The sequence below is a fragment of the Nostoc sp. genome, assembly GCF_036917935.1.
In the GTDB taxonomy this organism is placed as follows: domain Bacteria; phylum Cyanobacteriota; class Cyanobacteriia; order Cyanobacteriales; family Nostocaceae; genus Nostoc.
Genome location: NZ_JBALEL010000046.1, coordinates 18,805 through 32,953 on the forward strand (window position 1 = coordinate 18,805; position 14,149 = coordinate 32,953).

The window sequence follows — 14,149 nt, forward strand, 5'->3', positions numbered from 1 at the left end:
ATGTTGCATCTGTCAATGAAAAGATATATATTCAATGAAATTCTTGCTTGCAGTATGATTTCTAGAGAATTTATCGATTGAGAATGCAATGAGTGCAACGCTTAAGTTTACAATAGGAGGTCGCACTGAAAATTTAGTGCGGTAGTAGGTCTAGCGTTGCCCTTTGCTAGTGTCTGCGTTACTCAATTCCTGCTCTAGCCTCTGTTGGCGAAGATGAAACATACCCTTTCAGTTCTCGTAGAAGATGAGGCGGGTGTTCTTTCCCGCATTTCTGGTTTATTTGCGCGTCGCGGCTTTAATATTGAAAGCCTTGCTGTTGGCCCTGCTGAACAAGGAGGAGTCTCCCGAATTACAATGGTTGTCCCTGGTGACGATCGCGTCATCGAGCAACTCACCAAGCAACTGTACAAGTTAGTCAATGTCCTAAAAGTCCAGGATATTACCGAAACCCCTTGTGTCGAGCGGGAATTGATGCTTTTGAAGGTGAATGCTAGTAGCAGCAATCGCTCAGAAGTGATCGAATTGTCTCAGATTTTCCGGGCGCGAGTCGTGGACGTGGCGGAAGATTCTCTCACCTTAGAAGTTGTGGGAGATCCAGGTAAAATGGTAGCGATCGTGCAAGTGTTGCAAAAATTTGGTTTGAGAGAAATCGCCCGCACTGGCAAAATTGCCCTGACTCGTGAGTCGGGTGTGAATACCGAGTTACTCAAATCTTTGGAAGCAAAGGTTTAGTTGGGAATTTAAATCAAGACTCAGAAATACTCAACCACAGCAGAAGTCATAGTGGCAATTGTTACTATGACTTCTGCTTAGGGACTAGCAAAAAAACAAATATCCAACTACCCTTCTATTTTGGCGATCGCTTCTTCTGGTGAGACATTACCATAGATCACACACATAATCCCTGGCAGATATTCATCCATCATCGTGACATTGGCGTAAACCACCCCTTGAATGAGCGCAAAACTGAGTCTGTCACCTTCGACATCAATGCTGGTTTTTTGAATAGTCTCTTGTCGGATAAAGGAGAACACGTTGCCGTGTTCCCCTAGTCAGGAGCAAAAGTATCCTTGAATCTGCCTTCTGATGTTAGTACTTTCTTAAGTTGACAACGTTCTTATCCAAAACTGACACCTAGTGTATAAGAAAAATCAGAACCAGAGCTGCTACCAGAGAAAGTTCCGCCATCTTCAGGGAAGGAAGGAAATTTACTCACTGAAATGTAGTACGTACCTGCATCCAAGAACCTAGTGATTAATGACGAATTGCTGCCGCCACTATCGTCGTTACTTTGCAGTAAATTCCCAATCCCAATATTGTCAAACAGTCCGAGAATTGTATCTCCCGATGTTGCTGTGTTAATAGTGACAGTTCCGGGATTTGCTACAGAAAATGTAAAAAAGTCGGAATCGGGATTGTCCCCCGGTTGAACTGTGGCAATCTGGGCTGAAAGATTAATGTTTGAGCCTGATGATAAAGAACCTAACCCTTCAGCGGTGGCCAGTGTGTTGTTTGTACTTTCTCCAGCATTTTCCCCCTCAAAGAAAAGAAAGTCATTACTATCAAGTCTGAGATTGTTTTTCCCCAGCGCAATACCGATGATCTCATCTGGTTCTGCTCCCGGTTTGTTTGAGAAGATTCGTGTGTTGCTTCCAACAACTTGCAGGCGGTAGTCCTGTAAAGATCCTTTGAGTTCAATTCGATCTTGGCTAGAGTCGAAGTCAGTAATAGTAGCGTAGTCCCCAAAACCAGGATTTGCGGTGTTGTTATCGTCGTAGAAAATATTTACAGCGTCCCCCAGAATAAATCTATCTGCCCCAGTTCCGCCAGTTAAGGTATCAGTTTCCCCTAATCCAGGTGGAAGCTGACTACCAGGAAAAGTACCGATGAGGATATCGTTTCCAGATCCCCCATTGAGTATGTCATTGCCGGGCCCGCCTTGTAGGCTATCATTGCCGTCCTCACCATTGAGGATATCATTGCCATCATTACCGTCTAGCGTGTCATTGCCGACTCTTCCATTTAGAGTGTTATTAGAAGTATTACCAAACAGGAAGTTGTTAAAACTGTTACCTGTCCCGGTAATGTTACCACCTTCTCTCAGCCTCAGGTTCTCTAGATTGGCTCCTAGTGTGTAATTGACAGAAGACCGGACGGTATCTATGCCTGAATTCGCAGCCTCTGTAATGGTATCAAGAGTAGTGTCAACGAGGTAAGTATCGTCACCGGCTCCCCCATTCAAAGTATCAATACCTAAGCCGCCATCAATTGTGTCATTGCCCTTATTACCGGATAATTGGTTATTTTGGTTGTCGCCAGCAATGCTGTCATTTCCATTTGTGCCGATGACATTATCAAAGTTGATTGCGGTAAATGACAATCTTCCCAAACCAGGAACGTTATTGGCAGCCAAACTTTGGGTTTGCAGGTTAACGCTGATAGATACCCCAGCCAAAGATTGAGATCCATCTATAGTGTTATTGGCAACCTTAGCATTAGCAATAACCTTTTCTACTTTAAAGAGTTGGTCTTTTCCCAATCCCCCAGCTTTTTGAATGGTTCCGACACCTGACAAGGTGATTTGACCTAGTTGACTGTAGTCTGCGGTATCAATGCCATCTCCACCATCAATGCTGTCGTTACCCTGACTACCTTTAAAGGTGTCACTGCCTGCACCACCTTTTAGAGTGTCGTTTCCTGTGCCCCCATCAAGTATATCATTGCCATCTCCACCGTTTAGACTGTCGTTTGCCGTCCCACCTGCGAGGGAATCGTTACCGGCCAAACCATTCAAGGTATCGTTACCGGAGGTACTATTGGCATTACCACCACTAGCCCAACCAACTATGGTGTCATTTCCCGAAGTCCCATTTCTTGTATCAGGCCCTGTAGTGCCGAAAATAAAAGCCATATTATCTCTCTTGAATTTTTCACTAATACGTAAGTTCCGCCTCAGCCAAAGAACTATTCATCAGTTCAATTGAAATTACTTGCCATTTGCGTAATCTAAAAGAAGAAAACACTAATTATTTGCTTAGGAACTTCTAAAGAAAAAAATATCCAACAACTTATTGTAGGCTGACCCAAAAAGCCCGCATTTGATTGCGAGCGAGCGAGACGCCTACTCTACAAAATTAGATAATTTATTTCCTAAGAATCCATTAATTGATTACGCAAATGATTAAGTAATTAGGTCAAATATTTTGGTTTTTTCCCAACTTTTTGAACCCACGCTGTAATTATTTAATTATCATGAAGTACAAGGTTACACAAACTTCTTTACCAAATCTTCAAAATCTTCATAAATACGATTCATAATACATTGATATATCTTTTTAAACCTTAAATTAAATATTTTTTCCAATTTACTGATTTATTTGGTTAATGTTGCCAGCTTTTTGGCTCAATGGGGTATTATCATTAAGTTAGGTTTCAATATAATTTTTTTGTTTAAAAAAGTGTTATTTTAAATTAAAAAATACTTATCTATTAAAGAAATAATTTTTAAATAGATAAGTTAAACTAATATATTATCTAGAGGATTTTTACGCTTAATAACACTTAAACTTTACATAAATTTTATATGGTTTCTTTAGTAGAGCAAGTATGACAGCGATCGCCACTGACCACAACCCAGCACGAAAAGGGGATAAATGGAGCTTTTATAACAGTAAATATGCAATAGTATCGGAACGCCAAAGGTTGTTTTTCTGTATACGATTCATTACTTTCAGAGTTAGTTAACGATACAGAAACTGCATGAACGAAAACGCCTAAAAAGGCACAAAGTCAACAGCCTAGACTGAAGCCAAACCAGATGACTTTAAACTGGGGACTCTTGAAAATTTAAATGGGGTTCAGACCCCAACCAAATCTTACTCATATTTTCTTCCCCAGTACCCAGCAGCAACTTATAGTGGTTCGGCTGCTAAAATTTTGCTTAGTCTCTAGTCTATAGAAAATGCTTCGATACCGTAACCAAACAATATTTATTATTCTTTCTGTACTCATCGTTGTACCAATGGGCTTTTTGTTTAAGTATTATAACGGCCCTGCCCATCACTGGTTTAATGACTACGGAGCCGCTGTATTTTATGAAATATTTTGGTGTCTGTTCGCATTTTGGTTTTTCAGAAGTCGGGCGGCGGTAATCCAAATTCCTATATGGGTTTTTGTCATCACCTGTATACTAGAATTCTTGCAACTTTGGCATCCGCCACTATTAGAGGAAATTCGCGCCACCTTGATAGGTAAATTGTTACTTGGTACGACCTTTGTTTGGTGGGATTTTCCTCATTATGTATTGGGTTCTGTTTTAGGTTGGTTGTGGCTGCGACAATTATACGGAATAGGTTATGCAAAAAAAAGTCAAAGTTAAACCTAATTCAAAACAACAAAAAATTGAAGAACAACCTGATGGTAGTCTGACTGTGTATTTAAAATCCCCCCCAGTTGATGGTAAGGCTAATGAAGAGTTAATTAAACTACTAGCAGATAAATTTGATCTACCCAAATCTCATATCAGAATTAAGTTAGGTTTGTCCTCTCGGCAAAAGCTGATAGAAATCGATACAGATATTTAGTTGCTGCTTAATAACACCTTTTTTGAAGATTCTGCTGCCTCGTGAATGTGATGCTATGTCCCACCCAGTACATCTTCTACTAGAGCCAAGAAACGAGAGACATAAACTCGCAAAATCTAATTTTTATGCCTGTGTAATACTGATATACCTTGGTTGAGTTTTGACTCTTTCTATCCAAGCTTGAATAGCAGGAAATTGTGTCAAATCGAACCCACCTTCATCAGCTACATGAGTGTAAGCGAACAAGGCGATATCAGCAATCGTGTAACGCTCTCCTACAAAAAAAGCTTGAGAAGTTAAGTGTTTGTCCATCAAGTTAAGTGCTGCATAACCTAGTTGACGTTTTTGCTTGATGGCTTCACTATATTCTTCAGTTTTATCTAAAATAGAAATCCAAAATCGTGATGTAGCAATAAAAGGTTCGTGGCTATATTGTTCAAAACATAACCATTGCAACACCTGCGCTCGTAAAAAGCGGTCATAAGGTAAAAACTCTGTACCTTCACTCAGATACACCAATATGGCATTTGATTCTGCCAAATATTTCCCTGGTTCGATTTCCAGAACAGGTATCTTACCGTTAGGATTTTTACTTAAAAATTCTGGTGTTCGAGTCTCGCCTTTCAAGATGTTAAGCTCTATCCTCTCAAAAGGCATACCTAGTTGTGTCAATAAAAGACGTATCTTATAACCATGACCAGAAGGTAAAAAATCGTACAAATGCAGTAGTTCCATGTTACAATACAGTTAGCAATATGTTGATAAGTGAAGGTTCAAAATACAATATTTTACCAAAAGATTTTCCCCAAACCGGATATTTTTTTTGTATTTAGCATCTGAGCGTACTACAGAAATTATTCTAGAAAATAAAAAAGAAGATGATTTGTTTCTAGATTGAGATGTTTAATTTAGTTAGTGGTCGAGAATAAAAGTATGTGTGGAAGATTTACTCTAAACCAGTCGGCAGAAGGATTGTCTGAAGTTTTCCATGTCGATTTAGTTCCCGATTTGGCAGCCGAATATAACATTGCGCCTACGCAAATGGTGGCAACAGTGTTACAAAATCCCGAAAGCGAAAAGCGGGAATTTAAGCAGTTGCATTGGGGGTTAATTCCGTCATGGGCGAAAGATGCAGGAATGGGGGCAAAGCTGATTAACGCTAGGGCCGAAACTGTTGCTGAAAAACCCGCTTTTCGTTCGGCTTTTAAGCACAGACGCTGTTTAGTGCTAGCTGATGGCTTTTATGAATGGCAACGCCAACAAGGTAAGAAACAGCCATTTTATTTTCGTCTCCAAGATGGGCAACCCTTCGGTTTTGCCGGTTTGTGGGAGAAATGGCGATCGCCTGCTAACGAAGAAATAATCTCTTGTACAATTTTGACAACGGCAGCTAACGAATTGCTCCAACCCATCCACGAGCGGATGCCAGTGATTCTGGAGCCAGAAGATTACGATTTATGGCTAGATTCCCAAGTGCAAACGCCCCAAACCCTACAGCAGGTATTGCGTCCCTATCCAGTGTCAGCAATGACTGCATATCCAGTTAGCACCTTGGTAAACAACTCTCGACATAAAAGTTCAGAATGTATCGTACCCCTGAGTGAGAAGAATGCCCCCGCAAATCAGTTAAATTAGCTATTAGACTTCTTGCATAAATCAAAAATTAAGAACCCCACCCCGCATTTGCTTACGCAAACGCTCCCCTCGCCGCTTGCGGGGAGGGGTTGGGGGTCGGGTGTTTGGGACTTTTGCAAGAGGTCTATTGAGTGAACTAGGAGATTGGGGAGATGAGGGAGGAGGGGGAGCAAGAATTTTAGATTTTAGATTTTGGATTTTAGATTGAAATTTGATCCAAAATTTAAAATTTAAAATCCAAAATTGAATTGCCCAATACCCAATACCCCTTACCCCTTATCCCCAGAGGGGGCCCCACCTTCCCCAATACCCAATACCCCTTATCCCCAGAGGGGGCCCCACCTTCCCCAATCCCCAATACCCAATACCCAGAGACAAATATGCCAAGAACACAAAAAAACGATAATTTTATTGACAAATCCTTTACAGTGATGGCGGATATCATTCTGAAGATCCTGCCAACCAATAAGAAAGCTAAAGAAGCGTTTGTTTATTATCGAGATGGTATGTCGGCCCAAGCGGAAGGGGAATATGCTGAGGCATTAGAATACTATGAAGAAGCTCTAACACTAGAGGAAGATACCAACGATCGCGGCTATATTTTCTACAATATGGGGCTAATATATGCCAGCAATGGCGACCACAACAAGGCTTTAGAACTATATCACAGGGCAATTGAGTTAAACCCACGTATGCCGCAAGCCTTGAACAACATCGCTGTGATTTATCACTACCAAGGCGAAAAAGAAAAAGAAGCTGGAGATAACGAGGCTGGCGAAGCACTTTTTGACCAAGCAGCAGACTATTGGATTCGCGCTATTCGCATGGCTCCCAATAACTACATTGAAGCCCAAAACTGGCTGAAAACCACCGGGCGATCGCAAATTGACGTATTTTTCTAAAAGTGATGAGTTAGGAATTATGATTTATTCACTCCTAACTCCTAACTCCTCACTGCTAACTCCCAACTAAAAAATATGATTGACCAAGAACAAGTTCACAAGGTAGCTAATCTTGCTCGTTTAGAATTGACTCCAGAAGAAGAGGAACAATTCACTATCCAGTTGGGAAGCATTCTGGACTATATCGAACAACTGAATGAACTTGATGTCAGTAATGTGCTACCAACAACACGGGCAATTGATGTCAGCAACATCACACGAGAGGATGAATTGCAACCCTATCCTGACCGGGAAAGTATTCTCAACGGTGCGCCTGAACAGGAAGGTGAATTTTTCAAAGTACCAAAAATCCTCAATGCTGAATAGTCAAACAATTTTGGATTTTAGATTTGCAATTTTGGATTGAAAGAGACCATAAGGTTACTTGGCTCAAGGATTTTAGATTGACGATAGCGCCGCGTAAAGCCTTCTCTTCTCTACGAGAGGCTTTGCCAACCGCCAACGGCATAGCTTCTCTACCAGATGCTACGCGAACGCTTAGAGCCAGTCCCAACAGCTTATGCTTGGATTTGTTCTACCCACAAGGCGCAAGAAAGCAAAACATAAGTTGCTCAAAAAAACGAGTAGAAGCAACTGGCGTGTAGGGTGGAATGGTTGTGAGAATGATAACTAATTATTTGGATATGATCCGAAATCATGTCGTTAGTGATGTATAATTAATCCCAATAATTCAGGATGCTTGTCAAGTATTAAACTACTTGCTCGTACTGCCAAAGTATGTTATATGTCTAAATCTGCAATCACCGTTACCGTTAAGTTGTTCGCTGCTTATCAAGAAGCCTTTAGAGTTTCGGAACTGGTGCTGGAATTTCCTAATAGTATGCCAGTCAAAGCAGTATGCGATCGCCTCATTGCTGAACACCCGGAACTCTCGCAATGGCGTGAGATAACCCGTTTTGGGATTAATCTGATATTTGTCGAACCAGATACCCTACTACATGATGGGGATGAAGTCGTGCTGATTCCACCAGTCAGCGGCGGCTAGGAAAACAGTTATGAGTTAGGAGTGATGAGTTAAAGATTCAAAACTTCTAACTCATAACTATTCAAAGAGAATTGATATTAGCAGTTAGCTTTATTAAGTTATCTAACTCTTGCTGCATCTGACTAACAACTAATTCATAACATTCATTGACATAGTGGCGATCGCTGGCTGCATCTCGACCATAGCGTTGAAATACAATTGGCGGACAGACCTGTGTGTAGATTGGCACTGGTAATGGAATGTTGGGTAACGGGCCAATTGCTAATCCCCAAGGCAGTCCCAGATAGATTGGAAAAACTTCCGGATCAATCCCCAACAGCCAAGGCATCCCCCACTCGTGGAGTTGCTGCATAACTTTGTAGCAGTCAGCGATCACAATCAGCGTATCGTGAGCGCCCCAGGAAATCACAGGCACAATCGGCACATTTTCCCGTAACGCTAACTTGATAAATCCTTGCCGCCCCGCAAAGTAGATTTTGTTACGTAAATAATGTGGTCGGAAGACATCTTCGGCTCCACCGGGATAAACTAGCAGACTCGCTCCAGAGCGCAAGGCGGTATAAGCCATTTTTGGATGGGCGATGATTGCTCCAGCCTTGGCGGCCAGTTGCGCTAGTGGCTGGCTAACCTGCCAAGCCTTGGGATGCATCAAACCATAAATGGGTTTCTCGACACCAAATCGTCGAAACCAGTCGTACATCATCATTGCCATATCGGGTGCTGCGAGTCCCCCATTGTGCGAACCGACAAATAGGACTTTTTGTTGGGGTGGAATATTATCCCAGCCACTAGTTTGAACTTGGAAATAGTACTGATACAAAAAGCCAAACAGGGGCATCAGAGATTCTATGAACTTTGGATCTCGCTCATCCAAAGACCAACCGGGTTTTTTGTTTAAGAGATGTTGCTTTTTTGACATCGATGCATTTTAACAGGATTGGCAAAGGTCAAACAATCCTTTCTTAGATATAACTCAATACGCTTGAGTGAAGCCTAAAACTCTGTTATGAAAGTCAATGTAGACGCGTAGCAGTTGATTTTTCTTAATTGCGATCGCTTAATCATTAGACATTTGGTGAAATTAAATATGCCTTATCCAGAAGCCTTGTAGAGACGTAGCACTGCTACATCTCGACATTCATTTTTCACTCATATTTCTATTGCCACATTGCAACGATTAATTTGGTGATGTCTATGGAGTGGTTGCTGGTTTTGAACGCTGCTGCTGGTAAAAACCCACAACTTTTTGAAGATATACAGCCGTAAATCCGCTGTTGCAGCCTGTATAGCTGCCAGTCATCCACCAACAACCGACACCACGCACAGCGGCGGTTTCATTATTATTGGTGGCGAGAAACTGCTTGTTTAACTCACGGCGCGTGATACAGGACACAACTTGGCGTGCCGTCGCGGGGCTGTTCTCAAACTGCGTCGGTGTTAGTTCTTGTTTGAGACAATGTTTCGACCAGCCTTTTAAGGTTTCTGGTTTAACTTGCCATTCGCTGTAAAGTCCATCATTTGCGATGCCGGTCTGCGGTGCAGCCAGTCGCAGCGCCTCCACCATCGCCGCAACTTGGGCATCAGAAACCTGTTGTTGTGCTTGAGCTAACAATGATGACAGTCCGAAGCTAACAATCACTCCGCTAAGTAGTAATGCTATGGGCTTTCTCCTCATAATTTTGGACTTATTTGTAGATACCAATATGTAGAATACTACGTTTTTACACTTAGCAATTATTCTGACTTTTCATAGTATCTGGAAAACTTCTCTTCTTCATCTCTCTCCCCGCAAGGCTACGGTTTACACCATAACCTTGCGGGGAGGGGACTATAATGTACCTTATATGATTAGGAAACGCTATAACTTGATCAAAAAATGAGCTATTAAAGTATTTATTTCGTAAGATAGCAAGTAAAAATGCAAAATATTTGGGTTCTCTTGATCCATGTTTGTTTTCTTGCGATGTCTACAGCAAGCTAAAGCATCTACGCATAAACTGAAACCTTTATTTATTAAGAAATTAGACTTTTCCAATTTCACCACAATTAGTCACAATAGAAAAAGTTTCACGCCCCAAACCAAAAGTTTTATCCAACAGAGTCGTTTACTTCCCTTAATTGGATAAAGTCGGACTAAGCTGTCGAAGAAACTCAATATTTAAATCTAGCTTTTCTCCTAACCAGAGGGAATGAACTGCGTGGTCTGCCACAGCATCGCCTGTCTCAGGGTGGACGAGAATATCCAATCCCTCACGATTGAGCATTAACCAAGGAACGACTTTATCAAACTGATTCGGTAAGAAAGCAACTTGATACATCGCTTTTGGATGGGGCCCGATGGGCTTATCAAACCAGCGTCCGAGTTGCACGTCAAACCTAGCGCCTAATCCTTCGCGTACACGCGCAGCTACATCCCGACTCGCGGGATCGAAGTAAACATGAGCATGAAAACCAGCGATCTCGATATTATCTTCTTTCATAGATCCACTTTTCGCTCTCAACTCTAAATTTTGGGTAGCGGACTTTTTCTTTCTCACTGAAAAAGCTATGTCTACGACGGGCTACGCCTACGCTCAATTTTAGCCCAATAGGTTGTAGTTATGGATCGGTTGTGGAGACTGACTTTAGAGGGCGTTTGAAAAGTCCTCTTGTTGGTATCAAAAGTTCTAGATCCCTCTAAATCCACGCCACTTGCTTCACTTGGGGAGACCCCAGACGCTCTCTACGAGACGCTGCGCGAACGATGACTCGCTACCGCTTCGCTATCGCTTTTAGCGTCTCCCCTTCTCCCAAAGGGAGAGGCTAGCGCCAAGGGAGAAGACCGCAGTGGCTCCCCGATAAATTGGGGGACTTTGATTCCGGTTCCCCCCTTAAAAAGGGGGGTTAGGGGGGATCTAAAAGTGCCTAAAGTCACACCAAAACACTTTTCAAACATCCTCTTACAGAGGTCGTGGAACAGCTTAGTAGTTAGTTAACGCTGAAAGCGCTTGTAGTTTCTTTGACAACTTCATTTATTTTATGAGTAACTGAAAGATTCACAACATGCACCGAACAAGGAGCATGGTGAAGAACATGGTTACTCACACTACCGAGAAACAGTTCCATCAGCCGAGAATGACCCCGACGCCCCATGACAATTAGGTCAGCGCCATGACTATGAGCTAAATCACAAATGACGCGACCAGGATTACCAACATTTTGTGTAAATTCCGTAGTTACACCTGCTGTGTTCGCTTGGGCACAGAAAGATTGCAACATCTGGATTCCTAGATTTTTAAAGGTATCCCACTGTTTTTGGTATAACTCAAAGTTTTGACTAGTCAATCCTGGATAGTAGTCCATATTAGACAGCATCGGTAGATAAGGACTACCCTCTTCTTCGGAAGATAGGACATGCAGTAGCATTAAGCTAGCTTGTGTTAACTTTGCTAAACCCAAGGCTTCATCAAAAACCTGTTGCCCTATTTCCGAGCGATCTAATGCAACTAGAATCTTTTTAAACATCATATAGACCTCCGATTTCATTGGTAATTGGTCTTTACGGTTTCGGGTTTCCAAATGCTGGATTGTCAAAAATCACCAAACCCTCAACTATGTTTAGCGACTTATAAATTTTAAATTTCTTAAAGGTTTTCGCCTCATATTTATGTTTATAACAAAACAATTTGAGAAACTTGTGAAGAAAACATTTATCTTTAATTACCAAGAAGCATTCTGTTTTATAAAATACATTACTGGCTCAGTATCCGGTGTTTCTTCAAAGGCAAGTACCTTGATATACTCGAAGTGTGGTATAATTTTAAGCGCTTTAATATCTTTCACAAAGCTGGGTATATATTAGGACTATTTCGTTTTGATTTTCCTGATTGAGAATATTAAGCAATGTCTATGATGGGCTACGCCTACGCACTTTGACATAAACTTTTTTCAGCTTGAAGATTTATCATACGGATTCAGTGTCTTCCACTGCCAAAAACTCATGTAATTCTTCTATAGTGAGTGAAGGATAGTAAATATTAGGTTCGATTTTATCGACTAACAAAAAAGAGGCGATCGCTTGATTAAGTTGCTTGCGCGATCGCATGGATTGACCTCTCCCCCAACCCCTCTCCGCTTCGGAGAGGGGAGCCAGATTTCTCCCCCTTCCCTACGAGGGAAGGGGGCTGGGGGGTTAGGTCTCTTGAGAACAAGCTGTGGAAATACGCATTAAAACTTTATCAAGTTCGTGTCTCACTTCTTCATTTTTAATTCGCAACAAACGCAGTCCCCTAGCTGACAAAACTTTGTCCCGTTCTGCATCATATTCGGCTTGTTGTTCATGAATTTTACCATCCACTTCTATCACTAATCTAGTTGCGTGACAGTAGAAATCTGCAATAAAGCCATTGATAATCTGCTGACGGCGAAAGTGTAAACAATTCAGGCGATTAGCACGAAGATGTTGCCAAAGAATTTTTTTTTCTGGTGTCATTTGCTGACGAAGTTCTTTGGCACGTTGCACTTTAACTAAGTCTACTTTGTATCCGATTACAATATTGCGAGTTCCCTCTTTTATCAGTGGATAGGGTTCTTCGGGTGTTGGATTATTCATTTATGAAGTATGAAAATAGGTGTTTATGTGTGACCTCTCCCCCAGTCCCTCTCCGAGGCGGAGAGGGGAGCCGAATTTCTCACCCTTCCCTCGTAGGGAAGGGGGCTGGGGGGTTAGGTCTGTGTGCAAAGTGCGAGGGTGCGATCGCAGTTCACTACCTTTACTTATCCCAAATAAGGACATCAGATAATTTTTAGTATAAATTAAATAAATAACTCCTGTCTGATATTTTAACTATCTCTCAGATAAAAGCCTTACAAAAGTTGCTTTTCAGTCTCAGTATGTTTTCTACCTAAATCGGATTTGTACAGATTATTAGTGGATTTATTATGATAAAAAACAACGTAGCATTACGTAAAACTGATCAAGGCTGGAAATTTATTGATGAGTCTGAATTAGAAACTTTTGTTTGGGATAATTTAGAAGAAATATTTGAACTAAAGCCCTTAACGCGCCAATTATCTATCAAAGGAGAAATTTGTGACATCCTAGCAATAGGAGAGAATAATCAACTAACTATTATTGAACTGAAAAATACAGAAGATAGATATGTGATTAATTAACTCACACGCTATTATGATAATTTATTAGAAGAACAACCTTTGAAAACTAATATTAACTATAATGAAGAAATCAGTTTGTTAGCCATTTGTCCGAGTTTTCATCGCCATAATCTAATTGATGAAAAACACAGTAGATTAAATTTTCATTTATTTACTTTTTTCATTGTGTATGAAAATGATGAATTTTATTTTCATTTATCTCAGATTCATAACAAATCAGAAACAAAAATTATAAAAATTAATTATCAAGAAGTTAATCTCCAAAATAAAGAAAATGATAATATTCCTGAACCACCAAGATTATTATTAGATTGGTTAGGTTCTTTAACAAACACAGAATTAGAAAACTTCACGAAAATTAGACATCAGATATTAACTTTTGATCGTAGGTTAGAAGAAACAGTTGTGAATAGAAGTATTATATATGCAAGTAAATATGGCAAGGATAAGATAAGACCATGTGCAGAGTTATCTTTTGATAGAAAATCGAAAAAGATACTCTTATTTCTATGGCTAATTATTCCCAACCGCCAAAATAAAACTATTGTCAGAATGCAAATTGATACAATTACAACGGATGAATATCTAACATATTGGCGATATATTCCTTTAAAACAAGGAAGTATATCTTGGGAAAAACTATCATATCTTAGTATTGATTATACTTTTTATAGCGTTCCAGTAAATTCAAAAAATCTTCTTTATTTCAAAAGTTTCAATTCAATGGTTAAGGAACTAGTACTGGTCGGCGGAAATAAACAGACCATATTGGTGGGAGAATAAATAATCAGGTTAAAACCCGTTTCAGGGGTGTATGAAGGAATCAGGGT

Annotated in this window: 18 protein-coding genes; 9 read left to right on the forward strand and 9 right to left on the reverse strand. The window is 40.7% G+C overall.

Features of this window, described 5'->3' with window-relative positions; genetic code table 11:
* The first annotated feature begins 213 nt into the window (after positions 1–213).
* On the forward strand, positions 214–732 hold the full coding sequence (ilvN, locus tag V7K62_RS19375) for an acetolactate synthase small subunit (RefSeq protein WP_012408560.1): 519 nt from the start codon (positions 214–216) through the stop codon (positions 730–732).
* A 107-nt stretch (positions 733–839) separates the two neighbouring features.
* On the opposite strand, the gene V7K62_RS19380 is transcribed toward ilvN, so the two are convergent.
* The gene (locus V7K62_RS19380) at positions 840–1,034 is read right to left on the reverse strand and encodes a hypothetical protein (RefSeq protein ID WP_334866812.1); all 195 of its coding nucleotides are present in this window, start codon (positions 1,032–1,034) and stop codon (positions 840–842) included.
* An 83-nt stretch (positions 1,035–1,117) separates the two neighbouring features.
* Positions 1,118–2,911, reverse strand: coding sequence for a DVUA0089 family protein (locus tag V7K62_RS19385; protein WP_334866814.1), 1,794 nt, complete (start codon positions 2,909–2,911; stop codon positions 1,118–1,120).
* A gap of 1,050 nt (positions 2,912–3,961) precedes the next feature.
* Between V7K62_RS19385 and V7K62_RS19390 the strand changes: the two genes are divergently transcribed.
* Entirely contained in the window at positions 3,962–4,378 is a 417-nt protein-coding gene (locus V7K62_RS19390) for a ribosomal maturation YjgA family protein (protein ID WP_334866816.1), read from the forward strand.
* Positions 4,356–4,583: a DUF167 domain-containing protein gene (locus V7K62_RS19395; protein WP_334866818.1), complete on the forward strand. Its 228-nt coding sequence runs from the start codon at positions 4,356–4,358 to the stop codon at positions 4,581–4,583. Before V7K62_RS19390 ends, V7K62_RS19395 begins: the two co-directional genes overlap by 23 nt.
* 123 nt (positions 4,584–4,706) lie before the next feature.
* Here V7K62_RS19395 and V7K62_RS19400 read toward each other — a convergent pair whose 3' ends face one another.
* Positions 4,707–5,318, reverse strand: coding sequence for a glutathione S-transferase family protein (locus V7K62_RS19400; RefSeq protein WP_334866820.1), 612 nt, complete (start codon positions 5,316–5,318; stop codon positions 4,707–4,709).
* A 198-nt stretch (positions 5,319–5,516) separates the two neighbouring features.
* Here V7K62_RS19400 and V7K62_RS19405 point away from each other — a divergent pair, with 198 nt between their 5' ends.
* From V7K62_RS19405 to V7K62_RS19420, 4 genes are all read left to right on the forward strand, one after another.
* On the forward strand, positions 5,517–6,218 hold the full coding sequence (locus tag V7K62_RS19405) for an SOS response-associated peptidase (protein WP_334866822.1): 702 nt from the start codon (positions 5,517–5,519) through the stop codon (positions 6,216–6,218).
* Between the two features lie 380 nt (positions 6,219–6,598).
* Positions 6,599–7,120, forward strand: a complete 522-nt coding sequence (locus tag V7K62_RS19410; protein WP_334866824.1) for a photosystem I assembly protein Ycf3 — start codon at positions 6,599–6,601, stop codon at positions 7,118–7,120.
* 75 nt (positions 7,121–7,195) lie between these two features.
* The gene (gene gatC / locus V7K62_RS19415; protein ID WP_334866826.1) at positions 7,196–7,486 is read left to right on the forward strand and encodes an Asp-tRNA(Asn)/Glu-tRNA(Gln) amidotransferase subunit GatC; all 291 of its coding nucleotides are present in this window, start codon (positions 7,196–7,198) and stop codon (positions 7,484–7,486) included.
* 418 nt (positions 7,487–7,904) lie between these two features.
* The gene (locus V7K62_RS19420) at positions 7,905–8,165 is read left to right on the forward strand and encodes a MoaD/ThiS family protein (protein WP_334866828.1); all 261 of its coding nucleotides are present in this window, start codon (positions 7,905–7,907) and stop codon (positions 8,163–8,165) included.
* A gap of 61 nt (positions 8,166–8,226) precedes the next feature.
* On the opposite strand, the gene V7K62_RS19425 is transcribed toward V7K62_RS19420, so the two are convergent.
* The 6 genes from V7K62_RS19425 to V7K62_RS19450 all read right to left on the reverse strand — a co-directional run bounded on the left by V7K62_RS19425 (position 8,227) and on the right by V7K62_RS19450 (position 12,756).
* Positions 8,227–9,084 carry a lysophospholipid acyltransferase family protein gene (locus V7K62_RS19425; RefSeq protein ID WP_334866831.1) on the reverse strand — a complete coding sequence of 286 codons (858 nt, stop codon included), beginning with the start codon at positions 9,082–9,084 and terminating at the stop codon, positions 8,227–8,229.
* Between the two features lie 273 nt (positions 9,085–9,357).
* On the reverse strand, positions 9,358–9,840 hold the full coding sequence (locus V7K62_RS19430; protein WP_334866833.1) for a hypothetical protein: 483 nt from the start codon (positions 9,838–9,840) through the stop codon (positions 9,358–9,360).
* 439 nt (positions 9,841–10,279) lie between these two features.
* Positions 10,280–10,645 carry a DOPA 4,5-dioxygenase family protein gene (locus V7K62_RS19435; protein WP_334866835.1) on the reverse strand — a complete coding sequence of 122 codons (366 nt, stop codon included), beginning with the start codon at positions 10,643–10,645 and terminating at the stop codon, positions 10,280–10,282.
* A gap of 487 nt (positions 10,646–11,132) precedes the next feature.
* Entirely contained in the window at positions 11,133–11,669 is a 537-nt protein-coding gene (locus V7K62_RS19440) for a universal stress protein (protein WP_334866851.1), read from the reverse strand.
* A 439-nt stretch (positions 11,670–12,108) separates the two neighbouring features.
* Complete coding sequence (locus V7K62_RS19445; RefSeq protein WP_334866837.1) at positions 12,109–12,249, reverse strand: hypothetical protein; 141 nt, start codon at positions 12,247–12,249, stop codon at positions 12,109–12,111.
* Positions 12,250–12,336: 87 nt separating this feature from the next.
* Positions 12,337–12,756, reverse strand: a complete 420-nt coding sequence (locus tag V7K62_RS19450) for an endonuclease domain-containing protein (protein ID WP_334866839.1) — start codon at positions 12,754–12,756, stop codon at positions 12,337–12,339.
* 329 nt (positions 12,757–13,085) lie between these two features.
* Between V7K62_RS19450 and V7K62_RS19455 the strand changes: the two genes are divergently transcribed.
* Entirely contained in the window at positions 13,086–13,319 is a 234-nt protein-coding gene (locus tag V7K62_RS19455) for a hypothetical protein (protein ID WP_334866841.1), read from the forward strand.
* Between the two features lie 39 nt (positions 13,320–13,358).
* Positions 13,359–14,102 carry a hypothetical protein gene (locus V7K62_RS19460; protein WP_334866843.1) on the forward strand — a complete coding sequence of 248 codons (744 nt, stop codon included), beginning with the start codon at positions 13,359–13,361 and terminating at the stop codon, positions 14,100–14,102.
* Positions 14,103–14,149: the final 47 nt, after the last annotated feature.

What these genes read in the sequence shown, in the direction of transcription:
- V7K62_RS19450 (WP_334866839.1), bottom strand. Translation starts at nt 12,756, where the DNA reads ATGAATAATCCAACACCCGAAGAACCCTATCCACTGATAAAAGAGGGA.
- V7K62_RS19420 (WP_334866828.1), top strand. Translation starts at nt 7,905, where the DNA reads ATGTCTAAATCTGCAATCACCGTTACCGTTAAGTTGTTCGCTGCTTAT.
- V7K62_RS19395 (WP_334866818.1), top strand. Translation starts at nt 4,356, where the DNA reads ATGCAAAAAAAAGTCAAAGTTAAACCTAATTCAAAACAACAAAAAATT.
- gatC (WP_334866826.1), top strand. Translation starts at nt 7,196, where the DNA reads ATGATTGACCAAGAACAAGTTCACAAGGTAGCTAATCTTGCTCGTTTA.
- V7K62_RS19435 (WP_334866835.1), bottom strand. Translation starts at nt 10,645, where the DNA reads ATGAAAGAAGATAATATCGAGATCGCTGGTTTTCATGCTCATGTTTAC.
- ilvN (WP_012408560.1), top strand. Translation starts at nt 214, where the DNA reads ATGAAACATACCCTTTCAGTTCTCGTAGAAGATGAGGCGGGTGTTCTT.
- V7K62_RS19400 (WP_334866820.1), bottom strand. Translation starts at nt 5,318, where the DNA reads ATGGAACTACTGCATTTGTACGATTTTTTACCTTCTGGTCATGGTTAT.
- V7K62_RS19425 (WP_334866831.1), bottom strand. Translation starts at nt 9,084, where the DNA reads ATGTCAAAAAAGCAACATCTCTTAAACAAAAAACCCGGTTGGTCTTTG.
- V7K62_RS19430 (WP_334866833.1), bottom strand. Translation starts at nt 9,840, where the DNA reads ATGAGGAGAAAGCCCATAGCATTACTACTTAGCGGAGTGATTGTTAGC.
- V7K62_RS19385 (WP_334866814.1), bottom strand. Translation starts at nt 2,911, where the DNA reads ATGGCTTTTATTTTCGGCACTACAGGGCCTGATACAAGAAATGGGACT.
- V7K62_RS19440 (WP_334866851.1), bottom strand. Translation starts at nt 11,669, where the DNA reads ATGTTTAAAAAGATTCTAGTTGCATTAGATCGCTCGGAAATAGGGCAA.
- V7K62_RS19410 (WP_334866824.1), top strand. Translation starts at nt 6,599, where the DNA reads ATGCCAAGAACACAAAAAAACGATAATTTTATTGACAAATCCTTTACA.
- V7K62_RS19405 (WP_334866822.1), top strand. Translation starts at nt 5,517, where the DNA reads ATGTGTGGAAGATTTACTCTAAACCAGTCGGCAGAAGGATTGTCTGAA.
- V7K62_RS19445 (WP_334866837.1), bottom strand. Translation starts at nt 12,249, where the DNA reads ATGCGATCGCGCAAGCAACTTAATCAAGCGATCGCCTCTTTTTTGTTA.
- V7K62_RS19390 (WP_334866816.1), top strand. Translation starts at nt 3,962, where the DNA reads ATGCTTCGATACCGTAACCAAACAATATTTATTATTCTTTCTGTACTC.
- V7K62_RS19455 (WP_334866841.1), top strand. Translation starts at nt 13,086, where the DNA reads ATGATAAAAAACAACGTAGCATTACGTAAAACTGATCAAGGCTGGAAA.